At 71.7% G+C, this 16,896-nt stretch carries 15 protein-coding genes; 5 read left to right on the forward strand and 10 right to left on the reverse strand.

The genetic code is table 11. The annotated features are described in order from the left end of the window. Positions 1–64 precede the first annotated feature (64 nt). From OHA64_RS43610 to OHA64_RS43620, 3 genes are all read right to left on the reverse strand, one after another. Positions 65–1,801 carry a PEP-utilizing enzyme gene (locus OHA64_RS43610; RefSeq protein WP_405622741.1) on the reverse strand — a complete coding sequence of 579 codons (1,737 nt, stop codon included), beginning with the start codon at positions 1,799–1,801 and terminating at the stop codon, positions 65–67. A gap of 85 nt (positions 1,802–1,886) precedes the next feature. Then, positions 1,887–2,678 (reverse strand): SDR family NAD(P)-dependent oxidoreductase, encoded by a 792-nt coding sequence (locus tag OHA64_RS43615; RefSeq protein ID WP_405622742.1) that lies wholly within the window; start codon positions 2,676–2,678, stop codon positions 1,887–1,889. A gap of 29 nt (positions 2,679–2,707) precedes the next feature. After that, positions 2,708–3,982: an aromatic ring-hydroxylating dioxygenase subunit alpha gene (locus OHA64_RS43620; RefSeq protein WP_405622743.1), complete on the reverse strand. Its 1,275-nt coding sequence runs from the start codon at positions 3,980–3,982 to the stop codon at positions 2,708–2,710. Positions 3,983–4,231: 249 nt separating this feature from the next. On the opposite strand from OHA64_RS43620, the gene OHA64_RS43625 reads away from it, so the two are divergent. The 4 genes from OHA64_RS43625 to OHA64_RS43640 all read left to right on the forward strand — a co-directional run bounded on the left by OHA64_RS43625 (position 4,232) and on the right by OHA64_RS43640 (position 8,391). Continuing rightward, positions 4,232–4,735, forward strand: coding sequence for a VOC family protein (locus OHA64_RS43625; RefSeq protein WP_405622744.1), 504 nt, complete (start codon positions 4,232–4,234; stop codon positions 4,733–4,735). 106 nt (positions 4,736–4,841) lie between these two features. Beyond that, the gene (locus OHA64_RS43630; RefSeq protein ID WP_405622745.1) at positions 4,842–5,852 is read left to right on the forward strand and encodes a thiamine pyrophosphate-dependent dehydrogenase E1 component subunit alpha; all 1,011 of its coding nucleotides are present in this window, start codon (positions 4,842–4,844) and stop codon (positions 5,850–5,852) included. A gap of 5 nt (positions 5,853–5,857) precedes the next feature. Further along, positions 5,858–6,883, forward strand: a complete 1,026-nt coding sequence (locus OHA64_RS43635; RefSeq protein WP_405622746.1) for an alpha-ketoacid dehydrogenase subunit beta — start codon at positions 5,858–5,860, stop codon at positions 6,881–6,883. Continuing rightward, positions 6,880–8,391: a 2-oxo acid dehydrogenase subunit E2 gene (locus tag OHA64_RS43640; protein WP_405622747.1), complete on the forward strand. Its 1,512-nt coding sequence runs from the start codon at positions 6,880–6,882 to the stop codon at positions 8,389–8,391. The genes OHA64_RS43635 and OHA64_RS43640 overlap by 4 nt, the downstream gene beginning before the upstream one ends. Before the next feature lie 106 nt (positions 8,392–8,497). On the opposite strand, the gene OHA64_RS43645 is transcribed toward OHA64_RS43640, so the two are convergent. After that, on the reverse strand, positions 8,498–9,115 hold the full coding sequence (locus OHA64_RS43645) for a TetR/AcrR family transcriptional regulator (RefSeq protein WP_405622748.1): 618 nt from the start codon (positions 9,113–9,115) through the stop codon (positions 8,498–8,500). 142 nt (positions 9,116–9,257) lie between these two features. Here OHA64_RS43645 and OHA64_RS43650 point away from each other — a divergent pair, with 142 nt between their 5' ends. Continuing rightward, entirely contained in the window at positions 9,258–9,917 is a 660-nt protein-coding gene (locus tag OHA64_RS43650) for a TetR/AcrR family transcriptional regulator (protein ID WP_405622749.1), read from the forward strand. 40 nt (positions 9,918–9,957) lie between these two features. On the opposite strand, the gene OHA64_RS43655 is transcribed toward OHA64_RS43650, so the two are convergent. The 6 genes from OHA64_RS43655 to OHA64_RS43680 all read right to left on the reverse strand — a co-directional run bounded on the left by OHA64_RS43655 (position 9,958) and on the right by OHA64_RS43680 (position 16,829). Continuing rightward, positions 9,958–10,668 carry an SDR family NAD(P)-dependent oxidoreductase gene (locus OHA64_RS43655; RefSeq protein ID WP_405622750.1) on the reverse strand — a complete coding sequence of 237 codons (711 nt, stop codon included), beginning with the start codon at positions 10,666–10,668 and terminating at the stop codon, positions 9,958–9,960. A 54-nt stretch (positions 10,669–10,722) separates the two neighbouring features. Continuing rightward, positions 10,723–11,877: a thiolase family protein gene (locus OHA64_RS43660; RefSeq protein WP_405622751.1), complete on the reverse strand. Its 1,155-nt coding sequence runs from the start codon at positions 11,875–11,877 to the stop codon at positions 10,723–10,725. Next, positions 11,874–12,293, reverse strand: coding sequence for a Zn-ribbon domain-containing OB-fold protein (locus tag OHA64_RS43665; RefSeq protein ID WP_405622752.1), 420 nt, complete (start codon positions 12,291–12,293; stop codon positions 11,874–11,876). Before OHA64_RS43665 ends, OHA64_RS43660 begins: the two co-directional genes overlap by 4 nt. Before the next feature lie 89 nt (positions 12,294–12,382). Continuing rightward, positions 12,383–13,546, reverse strand: coding sequence for an acyl-CoA dehydrogenase family protein (locus OHA64_RS43670; RefSeq protein WP_405622753.1), 1,164 nt, complete (start codon positions 13,544–13,546; stop codon positions 12,383–12,385). Then, a complete protein-coding gene (locus OHA64_RS43675) occupies positions 13,543–16,200 on the reverse strand; it encodes a putative PEP-binding protein (protein WP_405622754.1) in 2,658 nt (885 codons plus the stop codon). Before OHA64_RS43675 ends, OHA64_RS43670 begins: the two co-directional genes overlap by 4 nt. After that, positions 16,197–16,829: a hypothetical protein gene (locus OHA64_RS43680; RefSeq protein WP_405622755.1), complete on the reverse strand. Its 633-nt coding sequence runs from the start codon at positions 16,827–16,829 to the stop codon at positions 16,197–16,199. Before OHA64_RS43680 ends, OHA64_RS43675 begins: the two co-directional genes overlap by 4 nt. Between the last annotated feature and the right edge of the window lie 67 nt (positions 16,830–16,896).

Raw genomic sequence — 16,896 nt, forward strand, 5'->3', positions numbered from 1 at the left:
GGTGGGGCCAAGCTCGCGGGCCCGCCGCCCTCTGTCAGGAAGAAGCGACAGGCCCGCGGGCCGTTCAGATGGCGAGAGCCGCCGGGACGCTGTCCACGGTGACCGTGCCCTTGGTGCCGTCGACCGTGATGACCATGCCGTCCCGCAGCCGCTGCGTACCGCCCTCGACGGAGATGACGGCGGGAATGCCCAGCTCCCGGCAGACCACGACGGCGTGGCTGTTGAGCGCGCCCACATCCACCACCGCGGCTCCGGCGACCAGGAACAGCGGGGTCCAGGCGGCGTCGGTGATCGGCGCCACCAGTACCTCGCCCGGCTCCAGCGCCTCGCACGAGGCCGGGTCGGTGACCACCCGGACCCTGCCGGTGTAGGTGCCCTGGCTGCCGCCGACGCCCGTCAGCACATCGCTCTCACCGGCGGCCGCGGCTCCTTCCTCGCTGCGTCGCGGCCACGTGTCGATCTCGGTCTGTGCGTCCGCCGCGATGAAGAACGGCGGTTCCAGTTCACGCAGACCGGCGTACTCCACGAGCCGTTGGGCGATGACGGGGCCGAAGGCGTCCGGCGCGGCGACGTAGTCGTCGAGCTCGGTGTCCAGCAGCATCATCACGTCCTCGGGCGCGGCGAGGAGTCCCGCCTCGACCCCACGGCGGCCCAGCTCCCGTACCGCCATCCGGATCTCGTTGATGACGGACACACAGTTGGCCTTGGTCCGCTCGCGGGCCGGGATCCACACCTGGGAGGCGTGCATACCGGCGTCGAACATCGGCTGCACGTCCTCCGGGAGCGCGGCCCGGATCTCCGCCGCGAACTCCGTACGGCGCTCCGCAAGACGGCGGTGGCGCTCGGCCGGGGAGTCGTCGGCGGAGCTGTGCCGGATCCGGTCGACCAGGGCCAGCGCCTGGACCGGCGCCGCCTCCCAGGACAGCGCGTGGATGTCCCACTCGTTCGGGCCACGGTCGCCGGAGGCCGCCAGGAACTCGTCGAAGGAGTCACGGAACGCCTTCACGTCTCCGCTCGCCCCGGCGAGCGCCCGCTCGACCGCGGCCGGCCCCTGGTCGAACAGCGCGGTGAGCTCGGCCGAGGCCACCACCTGCCGGGACAGCGTCCACAGCCCGGTGGAGGGGGAGGCGGAGTCGACGTCACCGAGCCCCGCGATGAGGTCCAGCATGGCGCCGGGACGGTCCAGGCTCGCGCACAGCGGTCCGAGGATCGCCGGTCCCACGGAGGCGGGCAGCGACGACTCGACATGGCGCTGGAACGTCGTCTCCACCTCGTCGAGGAGCGAGCGGGCGTGCGCCACCAGCTCCGCGTCGGACAGCAGCGCGAGGTCGGGCCGCTCCCGGCGGACACGGCGCAGCCGCTCCTGGTCGGCGTCGGCCTCGGGGAAGCCGGTCTGTCCCAGCATCCGCTGGACCGTCGCCCCGGCCTTGGCCGTCAGTTCCCCGTCCTGGTCCTCCGGGTGCGCCACGTACACCGGGGTGTCGGAGCGCTGGCCGACGAAGGCGGTGTCGATCTGGTCGGCGGTCTGCCCCATGCGGATACCGAACAGCCGCATGTGCGACAGGTTCAGATAGAAGTAGCCGCCGAACATCCCGACGAAGGGGGGCCTGGGGCCGGCCACCTCCTCCTCGCGGTAGATGCCGAAACCGACGAAGCCGTTGCGCCAGCCGTGCAGACCGCGCCCCCACACCAGGGACCAGCCCAGCGGGCTGGCCGGCTCCGGGAGGGTCTCGCCCGCGTTGGCGCGGGTGTAGTGGGGCAGACGCTCGCTGCGCTGCCAGTCAGTGATCCAGCTCTTCATGCCGAGGCTCTCCCGCTGTCCGTGCCGGTGCTGACGAGTACGCCCGTCCTGACGACCGCGCCGGTCTCTGCCACCGCGCCGGTCCCTACCACTGCGCCGTCCCGCCGTCCACGCTGATCAGCGTGCCCGTGATGCCCGCGCCGTTGTCGCTAGCCAGCAGCGAGGCGACCGCGGCGACCTGCTCCACGGTGGTGATCTGCTTGGTGGCGGCGTGCTCGGCGAAGCGGCCCAGCCACACCTCGTAACTGATGCCCTCAGCCTCGGCCGCGGCCGGGCCGGCGGCCCGCATCAGATCGGTGTCGACGGCGCCGGGGCAGATGGCGTTGCAGGTGATGCCCTGGGTGCCGTACTCGAAGGCGGTCGCCTTGGTCAGGCCGTGAATGGCGTGCTTGTTGGTGATGTAGTGGCTGATCGCCGGCTTGTTGGCCTGCTTGCCCTCGACGGAGGAGATGTTGATGATGCGGCCCCAGCCGCCCTCCAGCATCTTCGCCAGCGCACGGCGGGTGCCGTAGAAGTAGGCGTTGAGGTTCAGGTTGAGGGCGTCGTGCCAGGCCTCGTCGCTGAGCTGGTGGACGGGCGCGAAGCCCGAGGTGCCGCCGACGTTGTTGACCCAGATGTCGAGCCGGCCGAAGCGCTCGGCGGCGAAGTCCGCGAGGGCCTCGATGTCCTCCTGGCGGTTGGCGTCGCAGGGGTGGAAGACCGCCCGGTCCCCGGCGTCGATCTCCTCCAGGGCCTGCTTGCCCTTGAGCTCGGAACGGCCGCTGATGACGACCGTGGCGCCCTGGGCCAGGAAGGCCTCGGCGATGGCCCGGCCGATGCTGCGTGTGCTGCCCGTGATCACCGCGACACGTCCGTCGAGGCTGCCCGTAGCCACCATGTTGTTCTCCTGCGTTTCTTGTCGGTCGGTCACCTGGTGGCTCTGTCGTTCAGGTCCAGGTGTTCGTGAACGGTGCGGTGGAAGTGCTGGAGTCCGGGCTCGTTGCGTCCGAAGACGAAGTCGGTCCCGTCGAGGGCCTTGAGCCCCTGCTGGACTCCGTAGGTGGTCGCGTAGTCCTCGTCGCGGACCACCTCGTAGAACCACTCGCCGAACGTGTCGGCGACGTGGCGCTCCTCCTCGGTGGCCGCCGGTTCGCGCAGCAGGATGATCTGCTGCGTGACCGACTCGGTGGCCGTCCGGGGAAGCACCAGGGAGACGGCGATCTTGTTGCGCCAGCCTCCGGCTATCGCGAGACCGGGGTAGAGCCAGTAGATGGCTCCGACGCACTCTCCGGGGTCGCGCTGGTCCGCGGGCAGCTCGACCGCCTGCGCGATGGGGCGCAGGGCCGGTGAGATGCGCTGGTGGGGACCCCAGGTGTCATGGGCCATCATGTTGGAGAGGTTCGTCTCGAACACCGTCTTCGGGTGCAGCGAGGCGAAGTGGTAGGTCTCCAGGTACCCGTCGAGCGTGACCTTCCAGTTGGGGCTGGTCAGCTCCTTGGTCGAGTAGTGGTGGCACTCCGCGAGGCGCAGCCCCTCGAGGAGCGGCTGCAGGTCACCGAGCCACTCGTCGAGGTCGGGTTCGGCGGCGGGGTCCAGCGAGACGAAGACGATCCCGGCGCGTTCCCCCGCAGGAAGTCGTACCAGGCTGCGCCCGGCGCGTGACACGTCGCCGAAGGTCTTCTCCGCGTACACGCCCCGCAGCTCCCCGGCCAGGTCGTACGACCAGGAGTGGTACGGGCAGGTGAGCCGCTTGGACACGCCGCAGCCGGGCTCGACGATCTTGGCACCGCGGTGCCGGCAGGCGTTGATCATCGCGTGCACGACGCCCTGCCGGTCCCGGGTGATCAGGACCGGAAGACCGAGCACGTCCAGCGCCTTGTAGGTGTTCGGCCCCGGAAGCTCGGCCGACATGGCGAGCGGAAGGGGAACGGTGCGGTGGACGGCGTCCGTCTCCCGCTGCCAGCGGTCGGCGTCGAGATAGTGGGCGACGGGTTCGGTCCACTGACCGTCGGCCTCGTGCGTCGTGTTGGCCCGGTAGTGCTCCATGACGCGCTCGACGAGCTCGGCGGCTTCCCGTCGCATCGTCACGGACGCGGGGTCTGTCGACCGGTCCTGGCTGATCCACGAGGAGTATTCCGGTGCCGGGGGTGGCTGACGCTCGGCGTCGTTCGCCCGGGTCTCCGGTGAACTGGTCTGGACCACGATGTCCTCACAATCCTCCCAGCCGCAAGCTGGTGAAGGGCTTCTGGTAAAGCAGCTGGGGTGTGAGCGACACGACAACAGGGGTTAGTGTTGTCTGTCAATAGAAAGTGCGGAAGTCGACCCTTCGGTGACCCGCAGGTCACATCGCCTTCGCCGAGCGCGGAAGCGCCAGGCGTGAGGCGATCTTTCTATTGACCGCCTCCAGTTGCTGGCGTGTGATGGCTGCACGCTCGATGTGGAGGTGGTGTGATGACCGACGACAGGGTCGCCCCGGTGCTCGAGGTGCGGGCGCACATGACCGCACCGTTCGAGGCGGGTGTCGTCGTGCGTGACCTGGAGCTGATGGAGCGCTTCTACCGTGAGGTGCTCGGCTGCTTCGAGGTGCACCGCTCCCGCATCCCGGCGTCCATCGCCACTGCGGCCGGGCTGGGCGGTGAGCTGCTCGTCGTCTGGCTTCAGGTGCCCTCCGGGGGGCGCGTCAAGCTGATCCTGCCTCAGTCCGTCCCGGCGTCCGCCGAGTCCGTCGTGCCGCTGACGGGGCGCCGGGGCCTGTCGTATCTCACCTTCCCCCTGGACGACCTCGGTCCGGTCGTGACGGCTCTGGCGGCCCGCGGTGCCTGGCCGCTGTCGGATCCGGTCGTCGTGTGGGCGCGAGGCCACCGGATCAGCTTCTGGGCGGATCCGGAGGGCAATGTGCTGGAGCTGGTCGACGAGCGCGGCGGCACTGGGGAGCCGGGTCGGTCCGGGGCGTAGTAATTAGAGACTGCCTTCAGTAAGGTGGCCACCTGCTGGTTACTGTAGACCGGCACAAGAAAGTCCGATTGCTTGGATCACCTCGCTCGGGGCGAAGGGGCGGACGATGGCTCAAAGGGCATCGAAGAAGTCGGCCGATCCGGCCGCGAACCATGCATCAGCGCAGGTCATCAGGGATCTGCACGAGCGCATGGTGCGCATCCGCCTCTTCGAGACCGAGGCGGGAAAACTCATGGAGGCCGGCAAGCTGCCGGGCTTCCTGCACCTCTATGTCGGCCAGGAGGCGGTGGCCGCGGGCGTGATGGCGGCCCTCCGCGACGACGACCAGATCACCTCCACGCACCGCGGACACGGCCACGCCGTGGCCAAGGGTGTCAGCTTCCGGCACATGTACGCCGAACTGTACGGCCGCGTCACCGGCGCCTGCCTCGGTCGCGGCGGAAGCATGCACATCAACGACGTCACCCTCGGCATGCTCGGCGCCAACGGCATCGTCGGCGCCGGCGTCCCGATCGCCGTCGGCGCCGCCTTCGCGGCCCAGTACCGGGGCGAGGACAACATCGCCGTGACCTTCTTCGGCGACGGCGCCACCAACATCGGCAGCTTCCACGAGGGTGCCAACATGGCCGCGATCCTGCGGCTGCCGGTCCTGTTCATCTGCGAGAACAACGGCTACGCCGAGTTCACCCCGCAGTCGAAGCACATGCTGATCACCGACGTCGCCGACCGGGCCGCGTCCTACGGCATGCCCAGCGTGATCGTCGACGGCATGGACGCGCTCGCGGTTCACGAAGCCACCGTCGAGGCCGTCGCACGCGCCCGGGCCGGCGAGGGCCCCATGTTCATCGAGGCCAAGACCTACCGCTACTACGACCACCAAGGCGTCAAGGGACTGCGTCACCCCTACCGCTCGGACGCGGAGGTCGAGGAGTGGAAGGCCCGCGACGCGATAGACCTCCTCGAGGCCCGTGCCCTCGCCGACGGCACCGCCACCCGCGCCGAACTGGACGACACCTGGCAGCGCACCCGCGACGAGATCGCCGAGGCCATCGCGTACGCGGAGGCCAGCCCGCTGCCCGACACCGCAGACCTGCTCCTCAACGTCTACTCGGGGTGACCGCCATGACCACCGTCTCCGAAGCACCCGCCGTCGCCCCGGACGGCACGGCCCGCAAGCTCACCTACGTCAAAGCCTTCAACGAGGGCCTGGCACAGGCCATGCGCGAGGACGAGAACGTCTTCGTCGCCGGCGAGGACGTGGCCGGCTACGGCGGCGTCTTCCGCATGTTCGACAACCTGCTCGACGAGTTCGGCCCGCGCCGCATGATCGACACCCCGATCTCCGAGGCCGCGCTCGTCGGCCTGGGCGTGGGAGCCGCCGCCCGGGGCCTGCGCCCCGTCGTCGACCTGATGTTCATGGACTTCATCGGCGTCTGCCTGGACCAGATCGTCAACCAGGCCGCCAAGATGAAGTACATGTTCGGCGGCTCCGTCTCGGTGCCGCTCACCATCACCACCGCCTCCGGCGCGGGCCTCGGCGCCGCCGCCCAGCACAGCCAGAGCCTGGAGGCCTGGCTCTGCCACGTGCCCGGCCTCAAGGTCGTGATGCCGTGTGACGCGTACACCGCCAAGGGCCTGACCGTCTCCGCCATCCGGGACAACAACCCGGTCGTCGTCATGCTCAACAAGGTCCTGCTGGGCAGCAAGAGCGAGGTGCCCGAGCAGATCTACGGCATCCCGCTCGGCCGGGCCCACACCGCGCGGCAGGGCTCCGACGTCACCGTCATCGCCCTGGGCCGCATGGTGGGCGAGGCCCTCGCGGCGGCCGGGGAACTGGCCGCCGAGGGCATCGAGGTGGAGGTCATCGACCCCCGCACCGTGCAGCCCCTGGACACCGAGACGATGATCGCCTCCGCGCGCCGCACCAACCGCGTCCTCGTCGTGCACGAGGCCGTCACCTTCGGCGGGCTCGGCGCGGAGATCGCCGCCCAGATCCAGGACGCGGCCTTCGACCACCTGGACGCGCCGGTCCTGCGCATCGGCGCCCCCTTCTCCCCGGTGCCGTTCTCGCCGGTCCTGGAGAAGGCCTACGTGCCCGACCAGGCCCGCATCGTGCAGGGCTGCCGCCGTCTACTCGAAAGGTCGTGACCGACGTGGCGGTCGAAGTTCTGCTGCCGAAGATCGGCCTGACCATGCAGGAAGGCACGATCGACGAATGGCTCGTGCCGACCGGTGCCACCGTCGCGGAGGGTGACGCACTGCTGCGGCTGGCCACCGACAAGGTGGACGTGGATGTCGAGGCGGAGGCCGGGGGAGTGTTCCACCCCGTCGTCCAGGCCGGGGCCACCGTCCCGGCGGGGGCGCTCATCGGCTGGCTGCTGGCCGAAGGCGAGCAGCCGCCGGGCCCGGGGGGTACGCCGATGCCCGCCGGGTCCGGGTCGCTCGGCGCGGACGCGGCGCCGGCCGCGGGGGGCGTTCCCTCCGCGGCGCCATCGCCCCACGGCGGCGGCACAGCCGGGCTCAACGGCACCGCTGGGCTCAATGGCGCGACGGGGCTCAACGGTGCGACGGGGCTCAATGGCGCGACTGGGGCCCATGGTTCGGGGGGCCGCCTCCTGGCCTCCCCGAACGCCAGGCGGGTCGCCGCCGACACCGGCGTCGACCTCACCGCCGTACGCGGCACCGGGCCCGGCGGCCGGATCGTCTCCGAGGACGTGGAGGAGTATCTGCTCATCCCGGCGCCACAGCCTCCCGCCGCCTTGCCGGCCGACTCGGTGACCCCCGTCTCGCCCCTGGTCCGCAGGGTGGCGAAGGAGCGTGGCATCGACCTGGCCGACGTACGCGGCACGGGGGTGGGCGGCCGGATCAGGCGGTCCGATCTCGACGCCGCCACACCGGCGGCCACACCGGCGGCCGCACCGGCGCCGACTCCGGCGAAGGCCCGCCGGGCCACGGCGTCACCCCGGCCCGGGGACGTCATCCCGCTCACCGGGATGCGTGGCGCCATCGCCCGCCGGATGCACGCCAGCCTCCAGGAGATGGCGCAGCTGACGCACGGCTACGAGGTGCGGATGGACGCCGTCGTGGCGCTGCGGGCCCAGTTGAAACGGGAGTGGGCCGACAGTGATCTGCCGGTGCCCAGCCTCAACGACTTCCTCATGAAGGCCGCCGCACTGGCCCTGCGCGACCACCCGCTGCTCAACGCGGAGGTGACCGAGGACGGCGTGCACCTGTACGAGGGCATCCATCTCGGGTTCGCCGTCGCGGTGCCGAACGGTCTGCTCGTCCCCGTGATCGTGGACGCGGCGGACCTGCGGCTGCCCGAAATCGCCTCCCGGTCAAGGGAGTTGGCGGACCAGGCCCGATCCGGCCGGATCTCCCCGGCGCTACTGGAGGGGGCCACGTTCACCGTCACCTCGCTGGGCGGGTACGGCGTCGACTTCTTCACCCCCGTGATCAACCCCGGCAACGTCGCCATCCTCGGAGTGGGCCGGCTCAGGGACGGCGTCGACTGGGTGGACGAACAACCGCGGCGGACCCAGGTGCTCACCTTGAGCCTCACCTTCGACCACCGCGCCGTGGACGGGGCGCCGGCGGCCGAATACCTGCGCACACTCGGTGAGCTGTTGCGCAAACCCCTGCGGCTGCTGGTCTGACCACCACCGCCACGCCCCGCTCCCGTCGGCCGGCACCACCTCATGCGGCCGACGGGCGTGGCCCCTGGCTCGAGCAGCCGACAGGGCCACTGCGCGAACCTGTTGCTCAGGTCCGCCGCTCAGTCGCCGGATCCGCGATCCGCTCGGCGAGCCGGCCGACCTCGTGGATGAAGGAACGGTGCCCGAGGGACCGGTAGACATCGTCTCCGCGCACCTGCGAGACCGCCGCGGTCTCGAGCAGCGCCAGCACCCCCAGGCCGATCACGGCCGCCTCCGCGTCCGTGACCGGTTCACGGCCCTTGCGCACCAGTCGTACCAGTTCGTCCAGCAACTGCGTGCGGACCTCCTGGCGCAGGGCCTCCGCCTCCTGGCTCATGCCGGCCGAGGACACGAAGAAGACGGTCGCGGCGGACCGGTGTTCGCCCAGCCAGACCACCAGCGCCGTGACCGTCGGACCGATCTCCGAACCCGGCCGGTGCCCCTCCATGAGCGTCTCCAACTGCTCGCGCAGCGCGTCGGCGAACACCCGCATGCCTTCCACCAGGACCTGGTCCTTGGAGGAGAAGTGGTAGTACACCGCGGCCGACGTCATCTCCGCCCGTGCCGCGATGTCGGCCACCGTCACCTCGTCCGGAGGCTGGGTGGCGAAGAGCTCCGTGGCTGCCTCGATCACCCACTGCCTGCGCGAAGGGCGGTGAGCTGCGCGGGTCCCGGATGTAGTCATGATGTCAAGTATGCCGTGACCTTGGTGCTCCAGAGCCACGCGGTACCAGGGTTTACGGGCTCGACCTGCGGGAGTAACTGGATAACATGGTCAGTACGCCGGGGCGCACGGGCACCGGTCGCGGCAACCGCCAGGGAGCGTGATGGCCACCACCACGAACGGTAAGCAGCCCGCCCACCGACCTTCGCGACGTCAGCACATCATCAGCGCGGCCGTCCGGGTGTTCGGCCGCAACGGGTTCGCGGAGACCAGTGTGCAGGACATCGCGGACGAGGCCCAGGTGGTGCCCACGGCCGTCTACTACCACTTCGCGGGCAAGGAGGAGTTGCTCGAACTCGCCATGCGGCGCGTCTTCGACCAGTTGAACACGGTCGTGGAGACCGCCCGGCCGGACACCGAGCCGGGTGACGCCGAGGGCCTGGTGCGAGTCATCGACGCGGTGTGGGACTGGGTGGAGAAGAACCCGGACGAAGCCCGGCTCTACCAGGTCCAGATCGCCTCCGCCAACGGCAACATCAAGCTGCTGCGCGACGAGTTCGAGCAGCGGCACATCCAGCGCGCGTACGACTACCTGCCCGAGAGCACCACCCGCGGACCTCGGGCGGCCAAGGCACGGCACGCGTCGCAGGCGCTCGCGGTCCGCACGCTGATCAGTACGACCATCCTGGTGACCGCGCTGCGGGCGGAGGGCGGACCGCTGTCGCAGCTGCCGTCCCGGTCCGTGCAGGAGGCCGTCAGGTCCCTGGCACTGCGCATCGTCGGCGCCGACCAGAGGACCGAGTCCGCCGCCACGACTGCCTGAGAGCGCGGGCGTCCGGGAAACGGGCGTCCGGGAAACCGGTTCACCAGGGCAGCGGTCTGCGCTCCGCGAACAATCCGCCCGTCGTCGTGTCGCCCTCGGGAAGGGTGGCCAGCCAGACGGGCGTGTCCGCGCCCTCCTCCGGCCCGCGCGGGGCGGAGGCGCCGCCCATGCCGCTGCGGGTCCAGCCGGGGTCGGCCGCGTTGACCAGGACGCCCGTGCCCGCCAGTTCGCCCGCGAGCATCCGGGTCAGGGCGTTGAGGGCGGTCTTGGAGACGCGGTAGGCCGGATGCCGACCGGAGTCCATCAGCGCCAGCGAGCCGTACGAGCTGGTGAGGTTGACCACCCGCCCGTACCCGGCCCGCACCATGCCCGGGACGACGGCCTCGGCCATGCGCCAGGCGCCCACGAGATTGATGTCCAAGGTGGCGCGCAGGATCTCCTCGTCGAGGTGCGGGGGCCGCAGATCGCCGTCCAGGGACACGCCCGCGTTGTTCACCAGTACGTCGATTCCGCTCCCGCCACCGATCAGTTCCTCGGCCTCCCGCACCGCTGTGGAGACACTGAGCGCGGAACCCACGTCGAGGGCGAGCGGCAGTGCCGCTGGCCCGATGGCGCGGCACACCTCCTCGGCCGCCTCCCGCTTCCGCGCCCCGACCAGAACCCGCAGCCCCTGCTCGGTGAGTTGGCGGCAGATCTCCACGCCGATCCCGCGCGCCCCGCCGGTGACCAGAGCGGTCCTGACCTCACTCATGACAGCTCTCCTCGGTTCTCTCCTGGGCCGGCCGGCGCGGGCCGGGCCGGGCCGTCAGACCGTCAGCACCGCGCACGCGCTGATCCCGGGCGCCCCGTACACATGCGTGAAGCCCACCCGGGGACCGCCCGGCACCTGTACTCCCGGGGCGCGGCCCTGCAACTGCCGTACGACCTCGTGGAACTGGCGCAGCCCCGAGGCGCCGACCGGCTCCCCTCCGGCCAGGCACCCGCCGTCGGTGTTGACTGGGATCCGGCCCGTGACGTCGGTGTCTCCCGCGGCCAGCAGTTCCTCCTGCTCGCCGTGCCCGCACAGCCCCGTCTCCGCCAGATGGATCAACTCCGAGCCGCTGTCGGTGTCCTGCAACTGGGCCACCCGCACATCCGCGGGCCGCAGACCGGCCCCGCGGAAGACCGCCTCCGCCGCGTCCACGCTCGGGCTGCGGTGCGGTCCCGGCGGCAGCCACGGTGCGAACACCTCGAACGAGCCGAACCGTCTGGTCCGGAAGGCCAACGACGCCAGCCTGACCGGCCGTTCACACAGGTCGAAAGCGCGATCGCCGCGAGCCAGCACCAGCGCGGCCGCGCCCTGCCCCGGCGAACAGAACATGTACTGCGTGAGGGGCGGGCTCACCTCGGGGGAGTCGAGGATCTCGTCCTCCGTCAACTCCTTGCGTCGCCAGGCCAGGGGATGGCGGGCGCCGTTGCGGAAGGCGCGCGCGGCCACCGTCGCCAGCGCCCGCTCCGGTATCCCGTGCTCGTGCAGATAGCGCTGCGTCTTGAGAGCGAAGAACTGGGTCGTCAGCATCATCCCGGTCTCCGCGTACCAGTCCCCGAGACCGTAGCGGGCCGCGGAGACGTGGAACGCGCCCCGCTCGTGCTTGTCGAACCCCACGGCCAGACCCACCGCCGCCTCGCCGGCCCGCAGCGCGTTGGCCACCGCGAGTACCGTCGAGGCCCCGGTGGCGCAGCCGTTCTGCACATTGACGAACGGCACACCGGTCAGCCCCAGTCGGCCCACCAGCGTGTCGGGTTTGCCGGACACGTCGGAGCCACCCGCCGCGTATCCGATGTCCTCCCAAGCGACACCGGCGTCGGCCAGCGCCTCGCGTACCGCGCGTACGGCCATGTCCATCCCGGTGACGGACTTGTCACGGCCGAAGGGGTGCATCCCGCATCCGACCACATAGATCTCGTCGGCCCCGCTCATCGCTGTCCCTCCGTGTCCGGACCGAACGCGAAGGTCAGTACGTCGGTGCCGTCCTCGTCCCGGTACGCGGGCACCGTGGTGAGCCGGACCGGAAGCCCGATCCGGATGTCCGGGCGGGAGACGGCCAGGCGCGCCTCGACCAGCACCTCACCGAGATCCACATAGCCCACGTGATACGGCTGGTAGCCGTCGGCCGGTGCCCGGTACGGCGGCTTGGGCTCGAACGCCTGCCGCGTCCACGACCACACCCGTCCGTGCACCGGCAGCGGGTGCCCGGACATGGTCCCGTCCGAGCACCTCGGGCACGAGTCCTGCCGGGGGAAGACGACGGTGCCGCACCCCGCGCAGCGGGCCCCCACGAGACGCGGCGGATCCACGCCGGCGAACAGGCCTTCGTCGATGAGTCTGGTGGTCATGCTTCGTCCTGTCTCTTGCCGGCTCTTGCTGTCTCTTGCCGGCTGTGGACTCTTTCCGGCCACGGACTCGTGCCGGTGTCGGCGCCGGGCTACCAGCCCAGCAGCCCGGCGAGCCGTTCCCGGTGGTGCGCGGCACCGCCCAGCAGTACGGCGTCGGACTGCGCGCGCCGGAAGTACAGGTGCGCGTCGTGCTCCCAGGTGAAGCCCATGCCGCCGTGCAACTGCACGCACTCCGCGGCGACGGACGTGAACGCCTCACCGCACCAGGACTGGGCCACGGCCGCGGCCTCCGCGAGCGTTTGCGGGGACCCGGCCGCGCGGACCGCGCGCACCACCGCGGACCGCGCCGACTCGACCTGGAGCAGCATGTCCGCGCAGGTGTGTTTGACGGCCTGGAAGCTGCCGATCGCCCGGCCGAACTGCGTACGCTCCCGTACGTGCGCCACCGTCAGGTCCAGGGCCGCCTGCGCACCGCCGAGCTGCTCGGCGGCCAGCGCCACCGAGGCCGTGTCCAGGGCGCGGGTGACGACCTCCGTCCCCTCGCCTCCGGCGGTCAGCGCACGGGCCCGGGCACCGGAGAACGTGACGACCGCCTGGCCGCGGCTGAGATCCAGTGTGGGCACCCGGCGGACGGTCACGCCGGGCTCGCGCGGGTCGGCGAGAAAGAGGTCCACACCGTCCGGGCCGGCGGCCGCGACCACCAGAGCCTCGGCGTCGGCCCCGTCCAGTACGAACGGCGCGGTGCCGTCGAGGACCGCGTCGCCGCCCCGCCAGGTGACGCCCACGGGTACGGCCTCCGGCCGCCACACCCCGTCGGGCGCGACCACCGCGAGCGCGTGCACCCGGCCGTTCGCCAGCTCCGCCAGCGGCTTCGCGGCGGTACCGCAGTCGGCCAGCACCTGCCCGGCCAGCACGGTGGAGGACAGCAGAGGCACCGGTGCCAGCGTCCTGCCGAGTTCCTCACACACCACGGCGATCTCCGCGAGGCCGCCGATGCCGCCCACGGACTCCGGCAGCCCGAGAGCCGCGAGGCCCACCTGCCGGCCGAGGGTGTCCCACAGGCCGGCGTCGATACCGGGGCACTGCTCGTCGAGGCGGCGTACGGCCGCGATGCCGCCCGCGTCCGCGCACACCGATCGCACGGTCTCGCGCAGATCCTCCAGTTCGGCCGCGGAGGCTTCGGAGGCCGCGGTGGCTTCGGACGCCCCGGGCATCTCGGTCGCTCCGCCGGCGCGGTCGGTCACCGTGGTCATGTCGCCGTCCTGTCCCGGTCGCCGCTTCCGCTCCCGTTGCCGTTGACGCTTCCGCTCCCACGCAGCACGCTGTGCGCCGCCGCCATCCGGGCGACCGGCACGCGGTGCGCGGAGCAGGAGACGTAGTCCAGTCCCAGGTCGTCGCAGAACGCGATCGACTCGGGGTCCCCGCCGTGCTCACCGCACACGCCGAGCTTGATGTCCGGCCGTACGCTCCTGGCCCGCTCCACCGCCAGCGCGATCAGCGCGCCGACCCCGTGCGGATCGAGCCGGGCGAACGGGCTGGCGGTGAGGAACCCGCGCTCCTGGTACGAGGCGAGCACCTGGCGCTCCACGTCGTCCCGGGAGAACCCGTAGGTGAGCTGGGTGAGGTCGTTCGTCCCGAAGGAGAAGAACTCGGCGTGCTCGGCGAGTTCGGCGGCCAGCAGGGCGGCCCGCGGAGTCTCGATCATCGTGCCCAGCCGGTACGGCACCTCGACGCCGGTGCGGGCGGCCACCGCCGCGGCGGCATCGCGCACGAAGGCGGCCGCTGCCTCCAGCTCCTCCGGCAGGCTGACCAGTGGGATCATGACCTCCAGCTGGGGCGTGACACCGGTCGCGGCGACATCGGCCCACGCGGAGAAGAGCGCCTCGGCCTGCGCCGGGTACAGCCGTTCGTGCAGCAGCGCCAGACGCACCCCGCGCAGCCCGAGCATGGGGTTGGCCTCCCGCAACGACGCGGCCCGCTGCTCCGCCCCCTCGTCTCCCGCCTCGCCGGGCGCGGGCAGGAACTCGTGCAGCGGCGCGTCCAGCAGGCGCACGGTGACCGGGCGGTCGCCGACGGCGGCCAGCAGCGCCTTGAAGTCCTCGTGCTGTGCGTGCTCCAGGGCGAGCAGCGCCTCGTCGCGGGCTGCCGGGTCGGCGGCCAGGATGACGCTGCGGATCAGCGGCAGCCGCTCGCCGAGGAACTGGTGTTCCGTACGGCACAGGCCCACACCCTCCGCGCCGAGGGCGACGGCGGTGCTCACCTCCGCCGCGGTGTCGGCGTTGACCCGTACGCCGAGCCGCCGTGTGCCGTCGGCCCACTCCAGCAGGGTGGACAGCTCAGGCGGCGGTCCGGCGACACTGATCGGCAGCGTTCCGGCGTAGACGGCGCCGGTACGGCCGTCGAGCGACACCGGGTCGCCCTCGCGCAGCACCCGGTCCCCGATCCGTACGGTGCCGGCCGCCCGGTCCACGCGCAGCCCCTCGGCACCGCACACGGCCGGCTTCCCGGCGCCCCGCGCCACCACCGCCGCGTGCGAGGCGATACCGCCGCTGCCGGTCAGCACCGCGGTGGCGGCCAGCATGCCGGGGACGTCGGCCGGTGTCGTCTCGTGCATCACCAGGACGGCGTGCGTGTCCTCGGCGGCCAGCTCCAGGGCGCGTTCGCTGGACAGCGCGATGACGCCGGCCGCCGCCCCGGGGGACGCGGGCAGCCCACGTACCAGAAGGTCCTCGTCGCCGGTCAGCCTCAGTTGCGGGTGCAGCAGCTCCTGCACCTGCGCCGGCCTGATCCGCCGTACCGCCTCTTCCTTGTCGAGCACCCCGTCCCGGGCCAGGTCCGCCGCCAGACACACCGAGGCGCGCAGCGGCGGACGGCTCTGCACCGAGGCGGCGAGCAGCGAGATCTCGCCGTCGCGCACCTCGAAGTCGACGGAGACCGGTGCGTGCAGATGGCGCTCGAGCGTGAGCAGCGAATGCTCCAGCAGGGTCGTGCCCGCGGTCAGTTTCCTGAGCGGTTCGCCGGTGTGTGGAGGCGGTGCGCTGCGGCGCACGCCCCGGAAGAACGAGCCCTCGGCGCAGAAGCGTCCGGTCTCGGGGTGGCGGCTGACCGCCGTGCCGTAGCCGGAGCGGTCCGAAGGACCGATGCGCAGCGCCTGGACGTGCAGGGCGATGCCCAGGTCGGCCGGGAGCTTCTGAGCCTTGCGTGACCTTCTGGCTCGCGGTGAGTCCCAGCGGGCGAGGACCGCCCGGGCGGCCAGGGCGAGCTGCTCCGCCGGGTCGTCGGGGAAAGGGCGCTCGGCGTGCTGTGCGACGAGGGACAACAGTGCCTCGACCCGGGCGCGGGGCTCGGGCGCGTCGAGGAGAGCGTCGTCCAGCAGCGCGGCCGGTACGTCGAGCGCGTACTCCGCGATCATCCGGACCGTGGCCGCCCACACCTCGTACAGCGCCTCCGCGCGGCCGATGACGGCGTACAGGTCGTCGGCGTTGTCCGGGGTGACACCGAGACAGGCGAGATCGGGGGGCAGTCCGGCGACCTCGCCCGGCGCGCTCGACGACAGGCGCAGCAGCAGGGGCCGGGCCGGGTCCCCGATCCGGCGTCCGGACAGCTGCTCCACGAGTTCGACGGCCGCGCGGGCGGTGCCGGGCTCGCCCAGTGTGGACGCGGAGCCCGCCGGCACGGTCAGTCCCGGGACCACGGGCAGCCCGAGGGCCACCAGCCGGTCCATCGCGATGCCGTGCGCGCCCAGCTCACCGGCGTCCAGTCCCCGGATCCGGCCCTGGCCGTACGGCACCAGGGCGAGGCCGGGTGCCTGCGCCAGAGCCGGGTCCTGGAACGGAGCGGTGCCCTGGGGCTGGGCGGTGTCCTGGGGCTGACGGGCCGCGCCTGCCCTGCGGTCGGTGACGCTCAACCCCGGCTCCTTCGGACCAGCTCCTCCTCGAGGGCTTCGTCCTCGGTCCGGCTGACCCCCAGGACCAGCAGCAGCTCCTGGTGCAGCCGCATCCACACGGTGTGGTACGAGTCGCACAGGGGCGAGGCCAGCCACTGGGCGCCACCGTCGTCGAACCGGTCCAGCGCCTCCTCCAGGCCGGCGAGATACCGGCCGCTGCCCGCGAGCAGCCGCTCCAGCCGGCGCAGCACCGGCTGGATGGCCTCGTGGACGTCCTCGAGCATCTCGCGGACCTCGGCGTCGTAGACGCTGTCGGTGTGGTCGTTGACGCTGCCGTCGGGGCGGCACTGCCAGGCCGTGCAGACCTCGCGGACCTGCCGGTTGATGGGCAGGAACGCCTCGTAGACCGCGGTGATCCGGTCCTGGAGCTCCGAGCCCGCCGGAATCCGCAGCAGTTTCGCGGCGGAGTTCTTGGCGTACTCGGTGGGCAGCACCAACTGGCCCTTCACCATGGCGAGTCCGGCGTCGACCAGGGGGCGGTACCGGGCTTCCGGCTCACCACGCCACATGCCACGCAGGACGAGGTCGACGACGGCGTCGGTGAGGGAATGGTCGAAAGTGTCTGTCCGCTCCGCGGCAGCAGGGTGCATCTCCACACCTTCTCTGTGGGGGCGCGCGCTCAGGCCGCGCGGCGACGGTTGCCGGGTCGCAGGGGCT

It is taken from the genome of Streptomyces sp. NBC_00076 (assembly GCF_045041235.1).
Lineage (GTDB): Bacteria > Actinomycetota > Actinomycetes > Streptomycetales > Streptomycetaceae > Streptomyces.